Source organism: Mycobacterium sp. NGS58 (genome assembly GCF_059812385.1).
In genome coordinates this window covers 327,644-343,418 of the sequence record NZ_JCALCO010000003.1, presented here as the reverse complement: position 1 = coordinate 343,418, position 15,775 = coordinate 327,644, and the positions used below count along the sequence as shown (strand labels likewise).

The window sequence follows — 15,775 nt, the reverse complement described above, 5'->3', positions numbered from 1 at the left end:
AGCAGAAGCGATCGACGACATAACCACATCATCGCAGTCACCTCCGACAAATCCCGGCCGCGCAAACGTGCCACGTCGCGCCCGAGGCGCCGGATGCGGGTGCGGCGCTACCGTGTTGCGTCCGGCATGACGCGATTCCCGGTTGCGCTATCACCGCCGCTATCGCGGAGCAACTCGACTGATGGGCCGCGCAGCCGCGCGAGGCCCCGCCACGGCCTGGTCGAAAGATGGTGAGATTTACGAGGATCGATCGGAAGGTGTGTCAACCGCAATCGCTGACCAGTAGGCGATAGCCGGCGTCCAATTGTTGTTCAATCAGCCCTGCGTGCCGTTGATGCCACCGTCCGGTCCGCAGGTCGGCCGCGAGCCGGGCCAGACCGTCACGACCGGGTGCGCCAGCACGACTGACGGCAAATCACCCGGTGCCTAACGACCCCCGGCTTCAGCTACTTCAGGTCGACCGATTTCCCGGTGGCGGCCGCGTGACCGGCCCGGTAACCGAAAACCATTGCCGGACCGAGGGTTCCACCAGCGCCGCCGTAGGCGCGTCCGGTCACGCCGCCCATCGCGTTACCCGCAGCGAACAGGCCAGGTATCGGCTCGCCGCCGACATGCAGAACGCGGGCATCGTGATCGGTGCGCGGGCCGCCCTTGGTGCCCATCGCACCGATGCTCACCGGCACCGCGTAGAACGGGGCGGTGTCGACCGGGCCCAGCGTCTTGCCGGCCGGTGTGGTCGCGCTGTCATCACCCCAGTAGCCGTCGTAGGCGCTGGAGCCGCGGCCGAAGTCGGGGTCCGCCCCGGCGGCCACATGACGGTTCCAGCTCTCGACGGTGCGGGTCAGGCCGTCGGCGTCGATCCCGGTCTTGGCGGCCAACTCGACGAGGTCCGCCGACTCGCAGAACCAGTCGGGGACGGGTTGCCCCGGTTCGATACCAAGAAATCCGTAGCGCTGCAGGTGAATCGAATCGAACACCATCCACCCGCGATCGTTGACGTAGCCGCCGCGAGGATCTAGGTAATGGAAGGCGCCCGCCATCGAGTTGTAATCGCAGGCCTCGTTGACGAAGCGCCGGCCGGCCGAGTTGACGATGATGCTGCGGGGCCGCGTTCGTTCCAGCCGCACGCTGCGGCTGCGCGGCTTGCCCTCGATGGTGTCGCCCGGGATTTGCACGATCGGCACCCACCAGGCTTCGCCCATGTTGGCCAGGTCGGCCCCGTGCTCCATCGCCATGCGCAGACCGTCGCCGGTGTTGTTCGGCGGCGAGACCGCGCCGTGCATGGGTCCGCGCAGAAAGGCTTGTGTCAGAGCCGGATCCCACTCGAAGCCGCCCGTGCCCAGGATGACGCCTTGCCGGGCACGAACGCTGATCGTCCGATCCGGCAGGGTCACGCGCACCCCGGTGATTTCGCCGTCTTCGGCGATGAGTCCTTCGGCACGCGCATTGGTCTGTGGGGTCACCCCGGCGTCGAGGAGGCCCTTGAGGAGCCCCGCGATCAGCGCGGTGCCGGCGACGCACAGATGGCTGGTTCGTTCGTCGATCGCCGCGTGCAGGCGCGCCCTGGTTTCAGCATCGAAACCGACGTTGGACCAGTCCGCCGGGAAAGACGTTATCCGCGTTGCCCATTCGCCGAGCTGCGCCAGATCGAAGGGAGCCGCGCTCAGCGACCTGCCCCCGGCCGGCTGCCCGCCCGGTAACTCGGGGCGGTAATCGGGGAATCCGGTGGCGATCTCGAACTGAAGACCGCTGTGCGTCTCGATGAAATCGAGCATCGCCGGCCCGGTGCGCACGAACGTCTCGACCAGCTCGTCGTCCATCGATCCGAGCGACTGGGCGCGCAGGTAGCGCAGGGCGTCGGCGGGCGTCAATTCGCCGTCGGCAGAACGGTTATGAGCGGGAATCCACACGATGCCGCCCGACACGGCGGTTGTCCCCCCGACGGTCGAAGCCTTCTCGTAGACCGCCACCGAGGCGCCCGCGACCGCGGCGGTCAGTGCGGCGGTGAGGCCGGCGCCGCCACTCCCGAGCACGACAACGTCGACTTCGTGGTCCCATGACATGGACTGCTATCCCCTCAGCTCAGTAGCTCCGACAACTGCTTGGCGGCCTTGACGACCGAGTCTTTGCCGCGCATCACCACGTCTTCTCGATGTGAGATGAGGTTGATGCACGTTGGCGGGGACGGCACCGGGCGGCGCACCCCGACGGCCAGGCCGTACGTATTCGGTTCGATCTCTCCGTAGGTCGTCACCCAACCGCGTTCGCGCGCGCGCGAAACCAGCTCTCGTTCCCCGGGACGCGGAGGCATGCACGCGAGCAAGGCAATCCCGGCGGCGCCGCGGTCGAGCGGGTATCGGCTGCCTTCGTGGAACGAGAGTTGATAGGCGACATGGCTGGGCACGATCACCGCGATCGCCACCTGCTGGTCGCCTTCGGCGATGAGTAAGGACACGGTCGCGCCGAGCTCATCGGCCAGGGCGCGCAGCGTCGGCAGGCTCACTTGGCGCACATTGCGATCGAAGGAAGCGCCGAGCGCGGCCAGGCCCGCAGCCGGCCGGTAGCGGCCATCCTCCCCCTTGGCCACCAGACGGAACTCGGCCAACGTCGTCAGCAATCGATAGGCGATGGTGCGATGCACGCCCACCTGATCGGCGAGTTGTTGCACCGTCAGCCCGCCGGGGGAGTCCGCGACCATCTGCAGCGCGGTCAAACCCCTGGCCAGGGTCTGCGAACCGGTACCGGACCCCGTCACAGCCTTGACAGACCTTTCGGTGAGAGCGAAGCTCTATATATAGCGCACATTAGTGTGCGATATTAGCACACCAGGTAAGCCGAAAACGAGAACGAGATTCCCCCGATCTGGAGGCCGGACAGCACCGTGGCGGAGTTCGAGAGCATCTGGAGCGATCTCCAAGGCGTCGCGTTTGAGCAGGGCTACCTTGACGCCGGAGGAATACGGACCCGCTACCTGCGTGCCGGCGATCCCAGCAAGCCGATGTTAGTGCTCCTGCACGGATCCGGCGGCCACGCCGAGGCCTACGTGCGCAACATCGGCGCCCACGCCGAGCATTTCTGGACCTGGTCGATCGACATGCTGGGCCACGGGTACACCGACAAGCCGGGGCATCCGCTGGAGGTCGCCCACTACGTCGAGCATCTGATGGCGGTGCTGCGCACCATCGGTGTGAATCGCGCCTACCTCAGCGGCGAATCGCTCGGGGGCTGGGTCGCCGCTCGCACCGCGGTCGACCATCCGGATGTCGTCGAGCGACTAGTGCTCAACACCGCGGGCGGATCTCAGGCCGATCCCACGGTGATGCAGCGAATCATCAACCTGTCGATGGCGGCCGCCGAGGACCCGACCTGGGAAACCGTGCAGGCGCGCATCAAATGGCTGATGGCCGACAAGTCCAAGTCTTACGACGATCTGGTTGCCAGCCGCCAACGGGTGTATCGGCAACCGGGATTCGTCTCGGCGATGAGCGACATCATGGCGTTGCAGGATCCGGAGATTCGCGCACGCAACATCCTCGGCCCCGACGAATACGGGTCGATCATCGCCCCGACGCTCGTGCTGTGGACCAGTGACGACCCCACCGCCGACGTGACGGAGGGACGCCGGATGGCGTCGATGATTCCGGGCGCGCGCTTCGAGGTGATGCCCGGTTGCGGTCACTGGCCGCAATACGAGGACGCCAAGACCTTCAACCAGTTGCACCTCGACTTTCTGCTGGGCCGGTGATGATCGCATCGGGGCAGGACATTGCTGACGTCGAGATCGACGTCCTCGTGGTGGGCGCGGGCCCGGTCGGATTGACCCTCGCCAACATCCTTGGCCTGCAAGGCATCCGCACGGTGGTGGTCGACGAGCGGGACACCCTCATCGACTACCCCCGCGGGGTGGGCCTGGATGACGAGGCGCTGCGGACCTTCCAGTCGATCGGGCTCGCCGACCGGGTGTTGCCGCACACCGTGCCCAACCAGATTCTGCGGTTCGTCGACGCCAAGCGCCGTGTGCTCGCCGAAATGGCCCCGCCGGACGCGCGTTTCGGCTGGCCGAAGCGAAACGGCTTCGTGCAACCCCTCGTCGACGCTGAATTGCTGGCCGGCCTGGACCGATTCGACCACGTCCAGGTGTGGTGGGGGCACCCGATGACGGCATGCCGGGAAAGCGCCGACGGGGTGACCGTCGAGCTCGGTGGCGGCGTCGACAACGACGGGGGCGCCGCACGGGTGCGGGCGCGCTATGTGGTCGGGTGCGACGGCGGCCGCAGCATGACGCGCCGGGTGATGGGTGTGTCGTTCGATGGAACGACGTCGTCGACCCGGTGGCTGGTGGTCGATATCGCCAACGATCCGCTCGGGCACCCGAACAGTGAGGTCGGTGCCGACCCCGAGCGCCCGTACGCCTCGATCTCGATCGCGCACGGAATTCGCCGCTTCGAGTTCATGATCCACGCCGACGAAACCGATGAGCAGGCCGAAGACCCAGCGTTTTTGAGGCAGATGCTGGCGCGGATGGTGCCGCATCCCGACCGGGTCGACGTGATCCGGCGCCGGGTCTACACCCACCACTCGCGGATCGCCGGTGCGTTCCGCAAGGGCCGGCTGCTGCTCGCCGGCGACGCCGCCCACCTGATGCCGGTGTGGCAGGGGCAGGGGTACAACAGCGGGATCCGCGATGCGGCGAACCTGGGCTGGAAGCTCGCGGCGGTGGTGAGCGGCCGCGCCGACGACAAGCTGCTCGACACCTATGACGTGGAACGCCGCAAGCATGCCCGCGCGATGATCGACCTGTCCACCATGGTGGGCCGCGTGATCTCGCCGACCAACCGCCGCGTAGCCACCGCGCGCGATCTCCTGGTGCGGTCGGCGTCAATTGTCCCGTCGCTCAAGCGTTATGTGCTGGAAATGCGGTTCAAGCCGATGCCCCGCTACGAGCACGGGGCCGTCGTGCACGCCGCACCCGGGCGTACCGATTCGCCGGTGGGGACGCTGTTCGTCCAGCCGCGGGTCGACACCCGCGACCGGCAGGACGTGTTGCTCGACGACGTGCTCGGTTCGTGGTTCGCGGTGCTGTGCTGGAACAACAATCCGCGCAAGATCCTCGGCGATGTGGCGTTCGCGGACTGGAAAGCCCTGGGCGCCCGATTCTTTGCGCTGCGTCCGGCGAGCCAGCTGCACTGGACCGGACATGACGACGCCGATGTGGTGGTGGTGGGTGACCGCCACGGTGACCTCAAGTCCTGGTTCGACACCCACTCGGACTCGGTGCTGTTTTTGCGCCCGGACCGATGCATCGCGGGCGCCTGCATCGCTCAGCGCGCGCCCGACCTGAGTGCCGCGCTCCTTGACGCACTCACGCTCACGCCGCGAGGGGGTGATTTGCAAAGTGGCACTGGCTCTGTGCTGTATGTCGCACAGCCCTCTCCTGAATCTTCCGGGGCCGTCGCGGGACCTGCTTGACGACATCGAAGGCGCAATCGCCGAAGCCCGAAGCTTCGTCGAATATTACGACCCCGAACTCGTCGTCAGCTTCTCCCCGGATCACTACAACGGCTTCTTCTACAAGGTGATGCCGCCCTTCTGCATCGGCACCAGCGCGTCCGGGGTGGGCGACTATGGCACCCACGCCGGCCCGCTGAACGTGCCGGAAGCGCTTGCGACCGACTGCGCGAAGGCGGTCCTCGACGCGGGGGTCGACATCGCTGTATCGGCCAGCATGGACGTGGACCACGGCACGGTTCAGCCGCTCGAAAAGCTCTTCGGCGACGCCGCCGCTCTTCCCCTGATACCGATCTTCGTCAACGCCATCGGTGTGCCGCTGGGCCCGATGCATCGCTGCCGCGCGCTCGGCGCCGCCGTCGGGAATTACCTTGCCACCCTGGACAAGCGAGTCCTCATCCTGGGATCCGGCGGGCTCTCGCACAGCCCGCCGGTGCCGACCCTGGCGACCGCGTCCGCGCCGGTGCTGGAGCGGATCGTGCACGGCCGGCCGATGACATCCGAACAGCGCCTGGCCCGGCAAGCCGCCGTCATCGACGCGGCCAGAAACTTCGCCACGGGCGAAAGCGATCTGCAGGCGCTCAACCCGACGTGGGACCAGCGATTCCTGGAGATCATCGACAAAGGGTGGCTGGGCGAATTGGATGGATGGTCGAATTCGTTTGTCGCCCATGAGGGGGGCAGCTCCGCGCAGGAGATCCGCACCTGGGTGGCGGCATTCGGGGCGCTGGAATCCGCGGGGCCCTATGACATCACCGGGCGTTTTTACAAACCCGCGCCCGAGCTGATCGCCGGGTTCGCCATCAGAACGGCAATTCCGAAATGACGGCCGCACTGGACGGTTTCGATTACGTTGTCGACGTGCTCATCGTCGGGTCCGGCGGCGGCGGCATGACGGCGGCACTGACGGCGCAGGCCGCCGGGCTCGACGCGCTGGTCATCGAAAAGTCCTCCCACTTCGGTGGTTCCACCGCATTGTCCGGTGGCGGCATCTGGGTGCCAGGGGCACCCGCCCAGCGGCGGGAGGGTTATGTGCCCTCGCCCGAGGCCGTCGTCGGCTACCTCAAACAGATCACCGACGGACTGGTCAGCGAGGCACGGCTGCGGCAGTACGTCGAGACCGCGCCGCAGATGCTGCAGTTCTTGGAGCAGCTGTCCGGATGGTTCGAATTCGTCTGGAAGCCAGGCTATGCCGACTACTACCCCGAGTTGCCCGGTGGCTCCGAACTGGGCAGCACGATCAACGTGCCCGCCATCGACCTGCGGAAGTTGGGCGCCGACGAACAGAAGCTGTTGCAGCCCCTGGCCCTTGCCCCGAGGGGAATCTGGTTGGGGCCTAAAGACCTGCGCACGTTCTATCGGATCAGGCAGTCGTGGGCGGGCAAAGGCGTGCTGCTGAAGCTGATTGGGCGAATGGTCAGGGCCAGAGTGTTCGGCGAGCGGATGGCGGCCATCGGCCAGTCGCTGGCGGCCCGGCTCCGGCTGGCGCTGCGGGACCGCGGCATCCCGCTCTGGCTGGACTCGCCGATGGTGCAGCTCCTCACCGGCGCAGACGGATCGGTCACCGGCGCGGTAGTCGAGCGCGCGGGCAAGGCTCAGCGAATCGGTGCGCGGCTGGGCGTCATCCTGGCGTCCGGCGGATTCGACCACGACCTCGCCTGGCGGAAGGAACATCTGCCCGAGGTGGACCAGGACTGGAGCTTCGGGAATCCCGCGGCGATGGGCGACGGGATCCGTGCTGGCCAAAAGGTCGGCGCCGCAACGGAACTGCTCGATGAGGCCTGGTGGTTCCCGGCAATCCAGTGGCCGGACGGCCGTATGCAGTTCATGCTCAACGAACGGATGATGCCGGCACAGTTCATCGTCAACGGAGCGGGCAAGCGCTTCATCAACGAGGCGGCTCCCTACATGGACTTCGGTCACGCCATGATCGAGGGCCAGCGATCCGGCGTCACGCACATTCCGTGCTGGCTGATCACCGACCACCGATCGTTCACCCGCTACGTCGTCGGGGGACACCTGCCGATACCCAAGATTCCGGGAGCGCCGGTACCTACCGGCCGAAAGATCCCCCCGGCCTGGCTGGAATCGGGCGTCGTCAAAGCGGCCATGACATGGGAGGAAATGGCGGCCAAGATCGGCGTGCCCGGCGACCAGCTCGCCGAAACCGCCCGCCGCTTCAACGAACTCGCCCACAGGGGTCACGACGACGATTTCAACCGCGGCGACAGCGTGTACGACAACTACTATGGCGACCACACCTTGCCCAACCCGAACCTGTATCCGCTCGGTGACCCGCCGTACTACGCCTTCCGGATAGTTCTCGGGGACCTCGGGACCTCGGGCGGCCTACTGACCGACGAACACGCACGCGTGCTGCGGACCGACGGCAGCGTGATTCCCGGCCTGTACGCGGTGGGTAACACCTCCGCACCGGTGATGGGTCGCAGCTACGCCGGTGCCGGCGCGACCATCGGCCCAGCCATGACCTTCGGCTATGTCGCGGCGAAACACGTCGCGTCCCAAACAGCCAACCGAGCCCTTAATACTCATAGGAGGTAATGATGAAAATCTCGCTGTTCTACGAATTCGCCCTGCCGCGGCCCTGGGCGCCCGACGACGAACACGTCATGCTGCAGGACTGTCTCAACGAGGTCGAGGCCGCCGACAAAGCTGGCTTCTCCACCGTGTGGCTGACCGAGCACCACTTCCTCGAGGAGTACTGCCACTCGACGGCACCGGAGATCTTCTTGGCCGCGGCCAGCCAGCGGACCAAGAACATTCGACTGGGATTCGGCATCATGCACCTGCCGCCGATGGTCAACCACCCGGCCCGGGTGGCAGAGCGCATCGCCACCCTCGACCTGCTCTCCAACGGCCGCGTCGAATTCGGTACCGGCGAGTCGTCGTCGGTCGGTGAACTCGGCGGGTTCAACATCGACCCCGCCGACAAGCGGGCACAGTGGGAAGAGGCCCTCGAGGTCTCGATCCGCTGCATGATCGAGGAGCCGTTCACCGGGTTCAACGGCGAACACCTCCAAATGCCCGCTCGCAATGTCGTTCCCAAGCCGCTGCAAAAGCCGCACCCGCCGGTCTGGGTCGCCTGCACGCGGCCGGCCAGCGTGCAGATGGCCGCCCAAAAGGCAATCGGCGCCTTGAGTTTCGCCTACACCGGCCCAGGGCCCCTGACCGAGCGGGTCAACGGCTACTACAAGGAGTTCGAGGAGAACGGCGTGCCGGTCACTCCCCGGATCAACCCGAACATCTTGGCCATCGGCGGGGACCTGTCCATGATGGTGGCGAAAACCGACGAGCAGGCGCTGCAGCGGCTCGGGCAGGGCGGTGGCTTTTTCTCATTCGGGATCATGCACTACTACATGACGGGGGTGCACACGCCCGGGCGCACCGGAGTCTGGAAGCGCTATCTCGAAGAGGTGGAGAAGGATCCGACGCTGGCGTACGGACCCGGCCGGGGTGCCATCGGCTCTCCGGCCACGGTGCGCGAGTTCCTGCGCGGCTACGAGGAGAGCGGAGTCGACGAGATCATCTTGCTGCTCAACCCCCGGAGCCACGAAGGCACCATGGAATCCATCGAGTTGATGGGCAAGGAGGTGTTGCCGGAATTCATCGAGCGGGACGCAAAGGCCGTGGCGGAAAAGGCGAAGCGCCTGGAGCCCGTCATCGAAAAGGTGGAGGCGCGCCGGCCGAAATCGACCGCACCGCAATTCGACGAGGATTACTCGTTTGGTGGACTCCCGACCGGTCGCGGCGGTAAGTTCACCGCCAGCGAGATCCCCGAGGCCATGGCGGAGATCAACGAGGGCCGCGTGCAGGCGGCGCAGCGCGCAAAGGAACAGCAGAAGTAGTTTCGGACGGCATCTGAGTCGGGAGAATTTCGAGGCGAGCCTTGGCAGAGATCGACGCGCTGTGGCGCTACGACGGCCGTCGGGCGGTGGTGACCGGATGTGCCTCCGGCATCGGCGAACACGTGGTGCGTCAGCTCACCGAGCTTGGTGCCGAAGTCATCGGGCTGGACAAACGGCAACCGGACTTCGCGGTCGACGAGTTCCATGAGGTTGATCTGTCCGACCAGACATCGATCGACTCGGCGGTGGCGGCGGTAGCCGGACAAATCGACGCACTGTTCAACGTCGCGGGCGTGTCGTCCGGCGTTGGCGACCCGCCACTCGTCGTGACGATCAACTTCTTGGGGATGCGCCACGCCACCGAGGCACTGATTCCGAAGATGGTCGAAGGGTCGTCCATCGTGAGCGTGTCGTCGCTCGCGGCGGCCGCGTACCGGGAGCACCTGGGAGAGGTGGCGCCGTTGCTTTCCACTGCGACGATGCAGGAGGGCATTTGCTGGTGCGCCGAGCATCCCGATGCCCTGGGCACTGGCTATCAGTTGTCCAAGGAAGCGATCATCCTGTACACCATGCGCAGCGCAACGCCACTGGGCGCGCGGGGAATCCGCATCAACTGCACCGGTCCCGGGGTGACCGAAACTCCGATCCTCGACCAGCTGCGCACGGCATACGGACAGGGCTTCCTCGACGACATTCCCAAGCCGCTGGGCCGCGTGTCCAGCCCCGGCGAGCAGGCCTCGGTCCTGCTCTTTCTGAATAGCGCTGCCGCCAGCTATATTTCGGGCCAAGTGTTGTGGGTCGACGGCGGAAACGTGGGCGCCGCAATCGCGCGTGAACTCGAGGAAGGGCGTGCCCCGTGGCCAGTGTAACCGACTTTCGCCGGACCGCAAGCGATGTCAGCAACTGGGGCCGCTGGGGCGATAGCGACGAACTCGGCACGCTGAACTTCATCACCGAGGAAAAGATCGCCCAGGCCGCAAGTCTGGTCCGGCACGGCAAGGTGTTTGCACTCGGCGTGGACTTCGGCTCGTCGGGGCCGCAGGGCGCCTTCGGTTTTCGGCACAACCCGATCCACGTGATGACGGTGGACGGCGGCGACGCCAGCACGCTGGCGCAGTATGGCCCCGATTGGGACCGGAACCCGACGGCGGCGCAGATGGGCCCGTACTTCGTCGACAACCTGTTCCGGTTCAACGACGACATGATCATCATGCCGTTGCAGGCGGCCACCCAATGGGATGCGTTGTCACACGTCTACTACGACGACCAGCTCTACAACGGGATCCCCGCCGGTTCGGTGACCAGCCTCGGCGCCCGCCGCCTCGGCATCGAAAAGGTGGACGTTAAGGGCATCACGTCGCGCGGCGTGCTGCTGGATCTGGTCCGCCATCGCGGCGCGGAGGTCTTCCTGGAGCACGGAAATCCGATCACCCCCGAAGAATTGGACGATGTCGTCCGCGCCCAGGCAGTGACGATCGGGCGCGGCGACATCGTGCTCATCAAAACCGGCTGGTGGACACGGTATCTGCAGACCGGAAACAAGACCGAACGGTATTCCGGCCTGGACTGGCGATGCGCGCAGTGGCTGCACGACCACGAGATCGCCGCGGTCGCGTCCGACAACCTCCAAGTCGAGGACCCCGTGTCCGGGGTCGACGGCGTGTTTTTGCCATTCCACCTGCTGACGCTGCGCGACATGGGTCTGATGCTCGGCGAGTACTGGGACCTGACCGCGCTGGCGGCCGACTGTGCCGCCGACGGCGTGTACGAGTTCCAGCTCATCGCACCACCGCTGAGATTCGTTGGGGCAGTCGGCTCACCGGTGAACCCGATCGCGATCAAATGATGCGGCGAAAGGCCATCTCGGTTGACGGGCTGACCACCAGCTATCTGGAAGCCGGCGAAGGCGACCCGGTGGTGTTGCTGCACGGAGGTGAGTTCGGCGCCGGTGCCGAGCTCGGCTGGGAGCGCAATATCGAAGCGCTTGCCGCGCGGCACCGGGTGCTGGCGCCGGACCAGCTGGGGTTCGGGGAGTCCGCCAAGGTCATCGACTTCGTCGACGGCCGTGGCATGCGGATTCGGCATGTGGCGCGGTTTTGCGAACTGCTAGGCGTCGACTCGGCGCACTTCGTCGGCAATTCGATGGGAGCCATCAATCTGCTCACCGACGCCACATCGGGCACGCCTTCGCTACCCGTGCGCAGCCTGGTGATCATCTGCGGCGGCGGGGCGATACAACAGAACGAGCATTTCGAGGCGCTGCAGAACTATGACGCGACGCTGCCGGCGATGCGCCGCATCGTCGCAGCACTGTTCTTCGATTCCGGCTATCCCGCCGACGACGATTACGTGGCCCGCCGACACGAGTCGAGCATCGCGCCGGGGGCATGGGAGGCCATCGCTGCCGCCAGGTTTCGTCGCCCCGGTGCCACGCCGTCCGCGACCCCGTCGACCACACGAGCCTACGAACGCATCGATGTGCCAACGCTTGTGGTCGAAGGGGCGGGAGACAAGCTCCTGCCGACCGGTTGGGCCGCCGAGATCGCCAAGCAGATCGACGGGGCCCGTTCGGTCGTGGTCGATAGGGCCGGGCACTGCCCCCAGATTGAACAGCCCTCGGTGGTCAACCAGCTGCTGATGGACTTTTTGGACGCGGCCTGAATTCAGAAGACGTAGTCCACGCGGGTCATCATTCCCGCTAGCTGGTGATAGATGTTGTGGCAGTGCATCACCCAGGTGCCCGGATTGTCGGCAACAAGCACGGCGCGAAGCTTCTGCTTCGGCAGCACCATGACGGTGTCCTTGCGTGCGCCCGGGCCGCCGTCGGTCCCGATCACCTGGAACGTGTGCCCGTGCAGGTGAATTGGGTGATACATCATCGTGGTGTTGTCGAACGTGAGGGTGGGCCGTTGGCCCTGCTGGACGTGCAGAGGATCGGTCTGGCCGTAAGGCTCCCCGTTGATCGTCCAATTGTACTGCATCATGTTGCCGCCCAGCACCACGGGGAGGTTGAGGTTGGGGTCGGTACGTCCTAGGTTGACCGGCGTTGTGGCCGTGAACATCTCGATGGTACCCACGCGCTTTGTCAGCTCGTCAGGTTTGAATTGCGGGTCTGGCGCGCTGCCCGAACCCGTGGAGAGCAATGCGCGCGCCAGGCCGTTCTTGCCTTCAGCGGCCGCGACCAGTGGAAAGAGGCCGTCCGCGGCGGTCACGGTGACGTCGTAGCGTTCCGCCATCCCGATGAGCAGCGCATCGACTTGCGTCGGGACCACGGGATAGCCGTCGGTGTGAGTCACGGTCATCGCGTGGCCGGCGAGTGCGACCCGGAAGGTGGTGTCGGCGGCGGTGTTGATGATGCGGATGCGGATGCGCTGGCCGGGTTTGGCATCAAACATCGTGGGAGAAGCAGGAATTCGGCCATTGATCAGATAGGACGGGTAGGCGATGTCTCCGGCGTCGCCACCGAGGAGGTCGCTGGTACCGACGGTCGCCTGCGAGGACGGCGGTGCGGGGCTCGTCGAGGCGGTCGTCTCGTTCGACGTCGACGTGGTGGGGGATGTCTCCGTCGTCGTCGAGGTCGTCGGGGTCGTCGACGTCGTCGTTCCGGGCGCGTTCGGCGGGGGCTTGTTCGGGTTGCTCAGTTCACTGTAGAGCTGCTGAGGACTCTTACCCACGCCATCGGTCCAGTCGTCAAGGACGACGATCCATTCGGCGTCGTAGTTGCCCTCGGTCGGGTCGTCGACGATGACCGGCAGATAGAGACCGGTGTCGGCGTCCAGACCGGTGTGTGGATGTGCCCAATAGGTACCCGAATTCGATACGGAGAACCGGTAAGTGAAGTCGTGGCCGGGTGCGATGTCGGGTGTCGCCGGCTCGGCACCGTCCATGTCGTTGCGCAGGGAGATGCCGTGCCAATGCACCGACGTCGGATGATCGAGTCCGTTCGACACCGTGACCACGACCTCATCACCGATGCTGGCACGGATCACGGGACCCGGGATGCTGTTGCCGTAGGCCAGCGTGCGAACGATCGGCCCGCCCAGGTCGACCTGGGCCTGCTGGGGTGTCAGCTTGGCGCTGACGGTGCGGCCACTGTGCGGCCGGGCAGCCTCGGCTTCGGCGATGACCGCGGCCATCCGGGAACTCCCCGGCGGCTGCGGCTTGGATTGGCTGCAGCCTGTCAGCGCCAACCCTCCGATGATGCCCGCGGCCATGAAACCACGCCTGGTGAACCGAGTTCCGTCGAAGGGGACGCCACTCGTGGATTGCGCGGACAACTGGTGCTCCTTGTCATCGGCTCGCGCCAACGTTCTCGCTTGGATGCTAGGCGGAGCGCAACCGCCCGCGCTAGACCTCTCCAGTATCGCGCGCGCCCGGAATGGCGCCTGGATGACGTCAGTGCCGTTGTGCCCAAACGTATGTGGACCGAGCCGTACCCCGTCGGAGCCGTCCTTCAGACTTTATCCGGTGGTGCTCGGGGTCTGCGCTGCCATCCACTCGCTTTATTGGGTGGTGCTCGGGGTCTGCGCTGCCATCCACTCGCTTATTGGGTGGTGCTCGGGGTCTGCGCTGCCATCCACTCGCTTATTGGGTGGTGCTCGGGGTCTGCGCTGCCATCCACTCGCTGAAGGTGGTCGGGTAGATGATCGCATCCTCGTCGTCGGTCGGAACGATGCTGCGGTCATCCAGCACGGCACCGTAATACCGGGCACTATTATCCGTCACCACGGTGCGCGCATCACCCGTCGCCGCAAACCGGGCCCGGATGAAGTCGTCCATACCGTCCTTTTCGGGACCAGCGATATTGATCACCCCGTTGACGGGATCACCCGTCGCCGCACGAGTGACCGCAAGGGCCACGTCCGCGGCGGCAATCGGCTGGAATGCCCCATGCGGCGCGCGAACGGTGTCGCCCTCGGTGAACGAATCGGCAATGCCGTCAACGAATTCGAAGAACTGAGTCGCCCGCACGACCGAATAGGGTGCCCCCGAGTCCACGATCACCTTCTCCTGTGCAACCTTCGCCCGCATGTAGCCACTTTCGGCGGCCCGGTCGGCGCCCACGATCGACAACGCGACGTGATGCTGCACGCCCGCGGCCCGCTCCGCGTCGACCAGGTTGCGCGTGGATGTGGTGAAGAAATTCAGGACGTCGTCGTCGGCCCAGGACGGGGAATTGGACACGTCCACGACTGTGTGGACTCCGGCGACCGCTTCGGCAAGACCTTCGCCGGTCACGGTATTGACGCCCGTCCTTGGCGACGCCGGGACCGCATTGTGTCCCAGCTCGGTGAGCCTGGCGACGACCTGTGATCCGATCAGCCCGCTGCCACCGATTACCAACACCTTCATGATCATGCCTTTCAGTTTCCCGATGAACCGGCCTTCCCCAGCATGGCCTACACGTCGGCGGGCCGGAACCCCGGCGAGCGCTCGGCAGGCCGATTTCAGAGCAGCGCCGCCCGCCGGTCGTTAAATCAATTGCTTGACTTAACGCCGTGTCCGCCGATTAACTCGTCGTGTGGCTAACGAATTGGACGGCAAGGTCGCCATCGTCACCGGCGCGGCGTCCGGTATCGGCCGCGGGCTCGCGGAGCGGTTTGTGGCCGAGGGCGCGCGGGTCGTCATCGCCGACGTCGAGACCGATCGCGGCGAGGCGCTGGCGAATTCGCTCGGTATCAACGCAGTGTTCCTGCGGACCGACGTTTCCGACCCCGGCCAGGTGGGAGCGCTGGTATCCGGCGCCGTCGAAAAGTTCGGCGGCCTGCACATCATGGTGAACAATGCCGGGATTTCCAGCCCGCTGCGCAAGTTGCTGGATGACGACCTCAGCGATTTCCACCGCGTGATGGGGGTCAACGTGCTGGGGGTGATGGCGGGCACCCGAGATGCCGCGCGGCACATGGCCGAACACGGGGGCGGGTCGATCATCAACATCTCCTCGATCGGCGGCATCCAGGCCGGCGGCGGCGTGATGACCTATCGCGCGTCCAAAGCGGCCGTCATCCAATTCACCAAGGCCGCGGCGATCGAGTTGGCCTACCACGATATTCGTGTCAACGCCATCGCACCGGGCAGCATCCCCACGCCGATTCTGGGAAAGTCGGCGGCCGGCATGGACCCCGAACAGCTGAAGCAATTCGAGGCGCGGATTCGCCAGGGCATGCGCGATGACCGCCCGCTGAAGCGCGAGGGCACTCCTGATGACGTCGCCGAAGCGGCGCTGTACTTCGCCACCGAGCGCTCGCGCTATGTCACCGGTACCGTGCTGCCGGTCGACGGCGGGACGGTGGCGGGCAAGGTGATCCGATCCAAGAAGCACGGATGACAGCGCCGAAGGCCCGGGAGTGCGCGCTGCAGCCCCGCCGTGTTGCACACCCACCGCAGCGCGCACGGGCCGG

General features: G+C 66.0%; 13 protein-coding genes. 9 read left to right on the top strand and 4 right to left on the bottom strand.

Annotation, left to right across the window (positions count from 1 at the left end):
- Positions 1 to 446 precede the first annotated feature (446 nt).
- Entirely contained in the window at positions 447 to 2,063 is a 1,617-nt protein-coding gene (locus tag AC5Y4H_RS05285; RefSeq protein WP_499979136.1) for an FAD-dependent oxidoreductase, read from the bottom strand.
- 14 nt (positions 2,064 to 2,077) lie between these two features.
- Complete coding sequence (locus AC5Y4H_RS05280; protein ID WP_499979134.1) at positions 2,078 to 2,755, bottom strand: IclR family transcriptional regulator; 678 nt, start codon at positions 2,753 to 2,755, stop codon at positions 2,078 to 2,080.
- A gap of 126 nt (positions 2,756 to 2,881) precedes the next feature.
- Here AC5Y4H_RS05280 and AC5Y4H_RS05275 point away from each other — a divergent pair, with 126 nt between their 5' ends.
- Genes AC5Y4H_RS05275 through AC5Y4H_RS05240 form a run of 8 tightly spaced genes read left to right on the top strand, consistent with a single transcriptional unit; the run spans position 2,882 to position 12,035 of the window.
- Positions 2,882 to 3,745, top strand: coding sequence for an alpha/beta fold hydrolase (locus tag AC5Y4H_RS05275; protein ID WP_499979133.1), 864 nt, complete (start codon positions 2,882 to 2,884; stop codon positions 3,743 to 3,745).
- On the top strand, positions 3,745 to 5,469 hold the full coding sequence (locus AC5Y4H_RS05270) for a bifunctional 3-(3-hydroxy-phenyl)propionate/3-hydroxycinnamic acid hydroxylase (protein ID WP_499979204.1): 1,725 nt from the start codon (positions 3,745 to 3,747) through the stop codon (positions 5,467 to 5,469). Before AC5Y4H_RS05275 ends, AC5Y4H_RS05270 begins: the two co-directional genes overlap by 1 nt.
- Positions 5,417 to 6,334, top strand: a complete 918-nt coding sequence (locus AC5Y4H_RS05265; RefSeq protein WP_499979131.1) for a 3-carboxyethylcatechol 2,3-dioxygenase — start codon at positions 5,417 to 5,419, stop codon at positions 6,332 to 6,334. Before AC5Y4H_RS05270 ends, AC5Y4H_RS05265 begins: the two co-directional genes overlap by 53 nt.
- Positions 6,335 to 6,342: 8 nt before the next feature.
- Positions 6,343 to 8,070, top strand: a complete 1,728-nt coding sequence (locus AC5Y4H_RS05260; RefSeq protein ID WP_499979202.1) for an FAD-binding protein — start codon at positions 6,343 to 6,345, stop codon at positions 8,068 to 8,070.
- A gap of 2 nt (positions 8,071 to 8,072) precedes the next feature.
- Positions 8,073 to 9,374, top strand: a complete 1,302-nt coding sequence (locus tag AC5Y4H_RS05255) for an LLM class flavin-dependent oxidoreductase (protein ID WP_499979130.1) — start codon at positions 8,073 to 8,075, stop codon at positions 9,372 to 9,374.
- A 41-nt stretch (positions 9,375 to 9,415) separates the two neighbouring features.
- Complete coding sequence (locus AC5Y4H_RS05250) at positions 9,416 to 10,243, top strand: coniferyl-alcohol dehydrogenase (RefSeq protein ID WP_499979127.1); 828 nt, start codon at positions 9,416 to 9,418, stop codon at positions 10,241 to 10,243.
- Complete coding sequence (locus AC5Y4H_RS05245; protein ID WP_499979124.1) at positions 10,231 to 11,220, top strand: cyclase family protein; 990 nt, start codon at positions 10,231 to 10,233, stop codon at positions 11,218 to 11,220. The genes AC5Y4H_RS05250 and AC5Y4H_RS05245 overlap by 13 nt, the downstream gene beginning before the upstream one ends.
- Positions 11,217 to 12,035 carry an alpha/beta fold hydrolase gene (locus AC5Y4H_RS05240; RefSeq protein ID WP_499979122.1) on the top strand — a complete coding sequence of 273 codons (819 nt, stop codon included), beginning with the start codon at positions 11,217 to 11,219 and terminating at the stop codon, positions 12,033 to 12,035. Before AC5Y4H_RS05245 ends, AC5Y4H_RS05240 begins: the two co-directional genes overlap by 4 nt.
- Before the next feature lie 2 nt (positions 12,036 to 12,037).
- Here AC5Y4H_RS05240 and AC5Y4H_RS05235 read toward each other — a convergent pair whose 3' ends face one another.
- Together AC5Y4H_RS05235 and AC5Y4H_RS05230 are read right to left on the bottom strand one after the other, a co-directional pair.
- Positions 12,038 to 13,588, bottom strand: coding sequence for a multicopper oxidase family protein (locus tag AC5Y4H_RS05235; RefSeq protein WP_499979200.1), 1,551 nt, complete (start codon positions 13,586 to 13,588; stop codon positions 12,038 to 12,040).
- Positions 13,589 to 13,958: 370 nt separating this feature from the next.
- Entirely contained in the window at positions 13,959 to 14,726 is a 768-nt protein-coding gene (locus AC5Y4H_RS05230; protein WP_499979120.1) for an SDR family oxidoreductase, read from the bottom strand.
- 169 nt (positions 14,727 to 14,895) lie between these two features.
- Here AC5Y4H_RS05230 and AC5Y4H_RS05225 point away from each other — a divergent pair, with 169 nt between their 5' ends.
- Positions 14,896 to 15,702, top strand: a complete 807-nt coding sequence (locus tag AC5Y4H_RS05225) for an SDR family NAD(P)-dependent oxidoreductase (protein ID WP_499979118.1) — start codon at positions 14,896 to 14,898, stop codon at positions 15,700 to 15,702.
- The last annotated feature ends 73 nt before the right edge of the window (positions 15,703 to 15,775 follow it).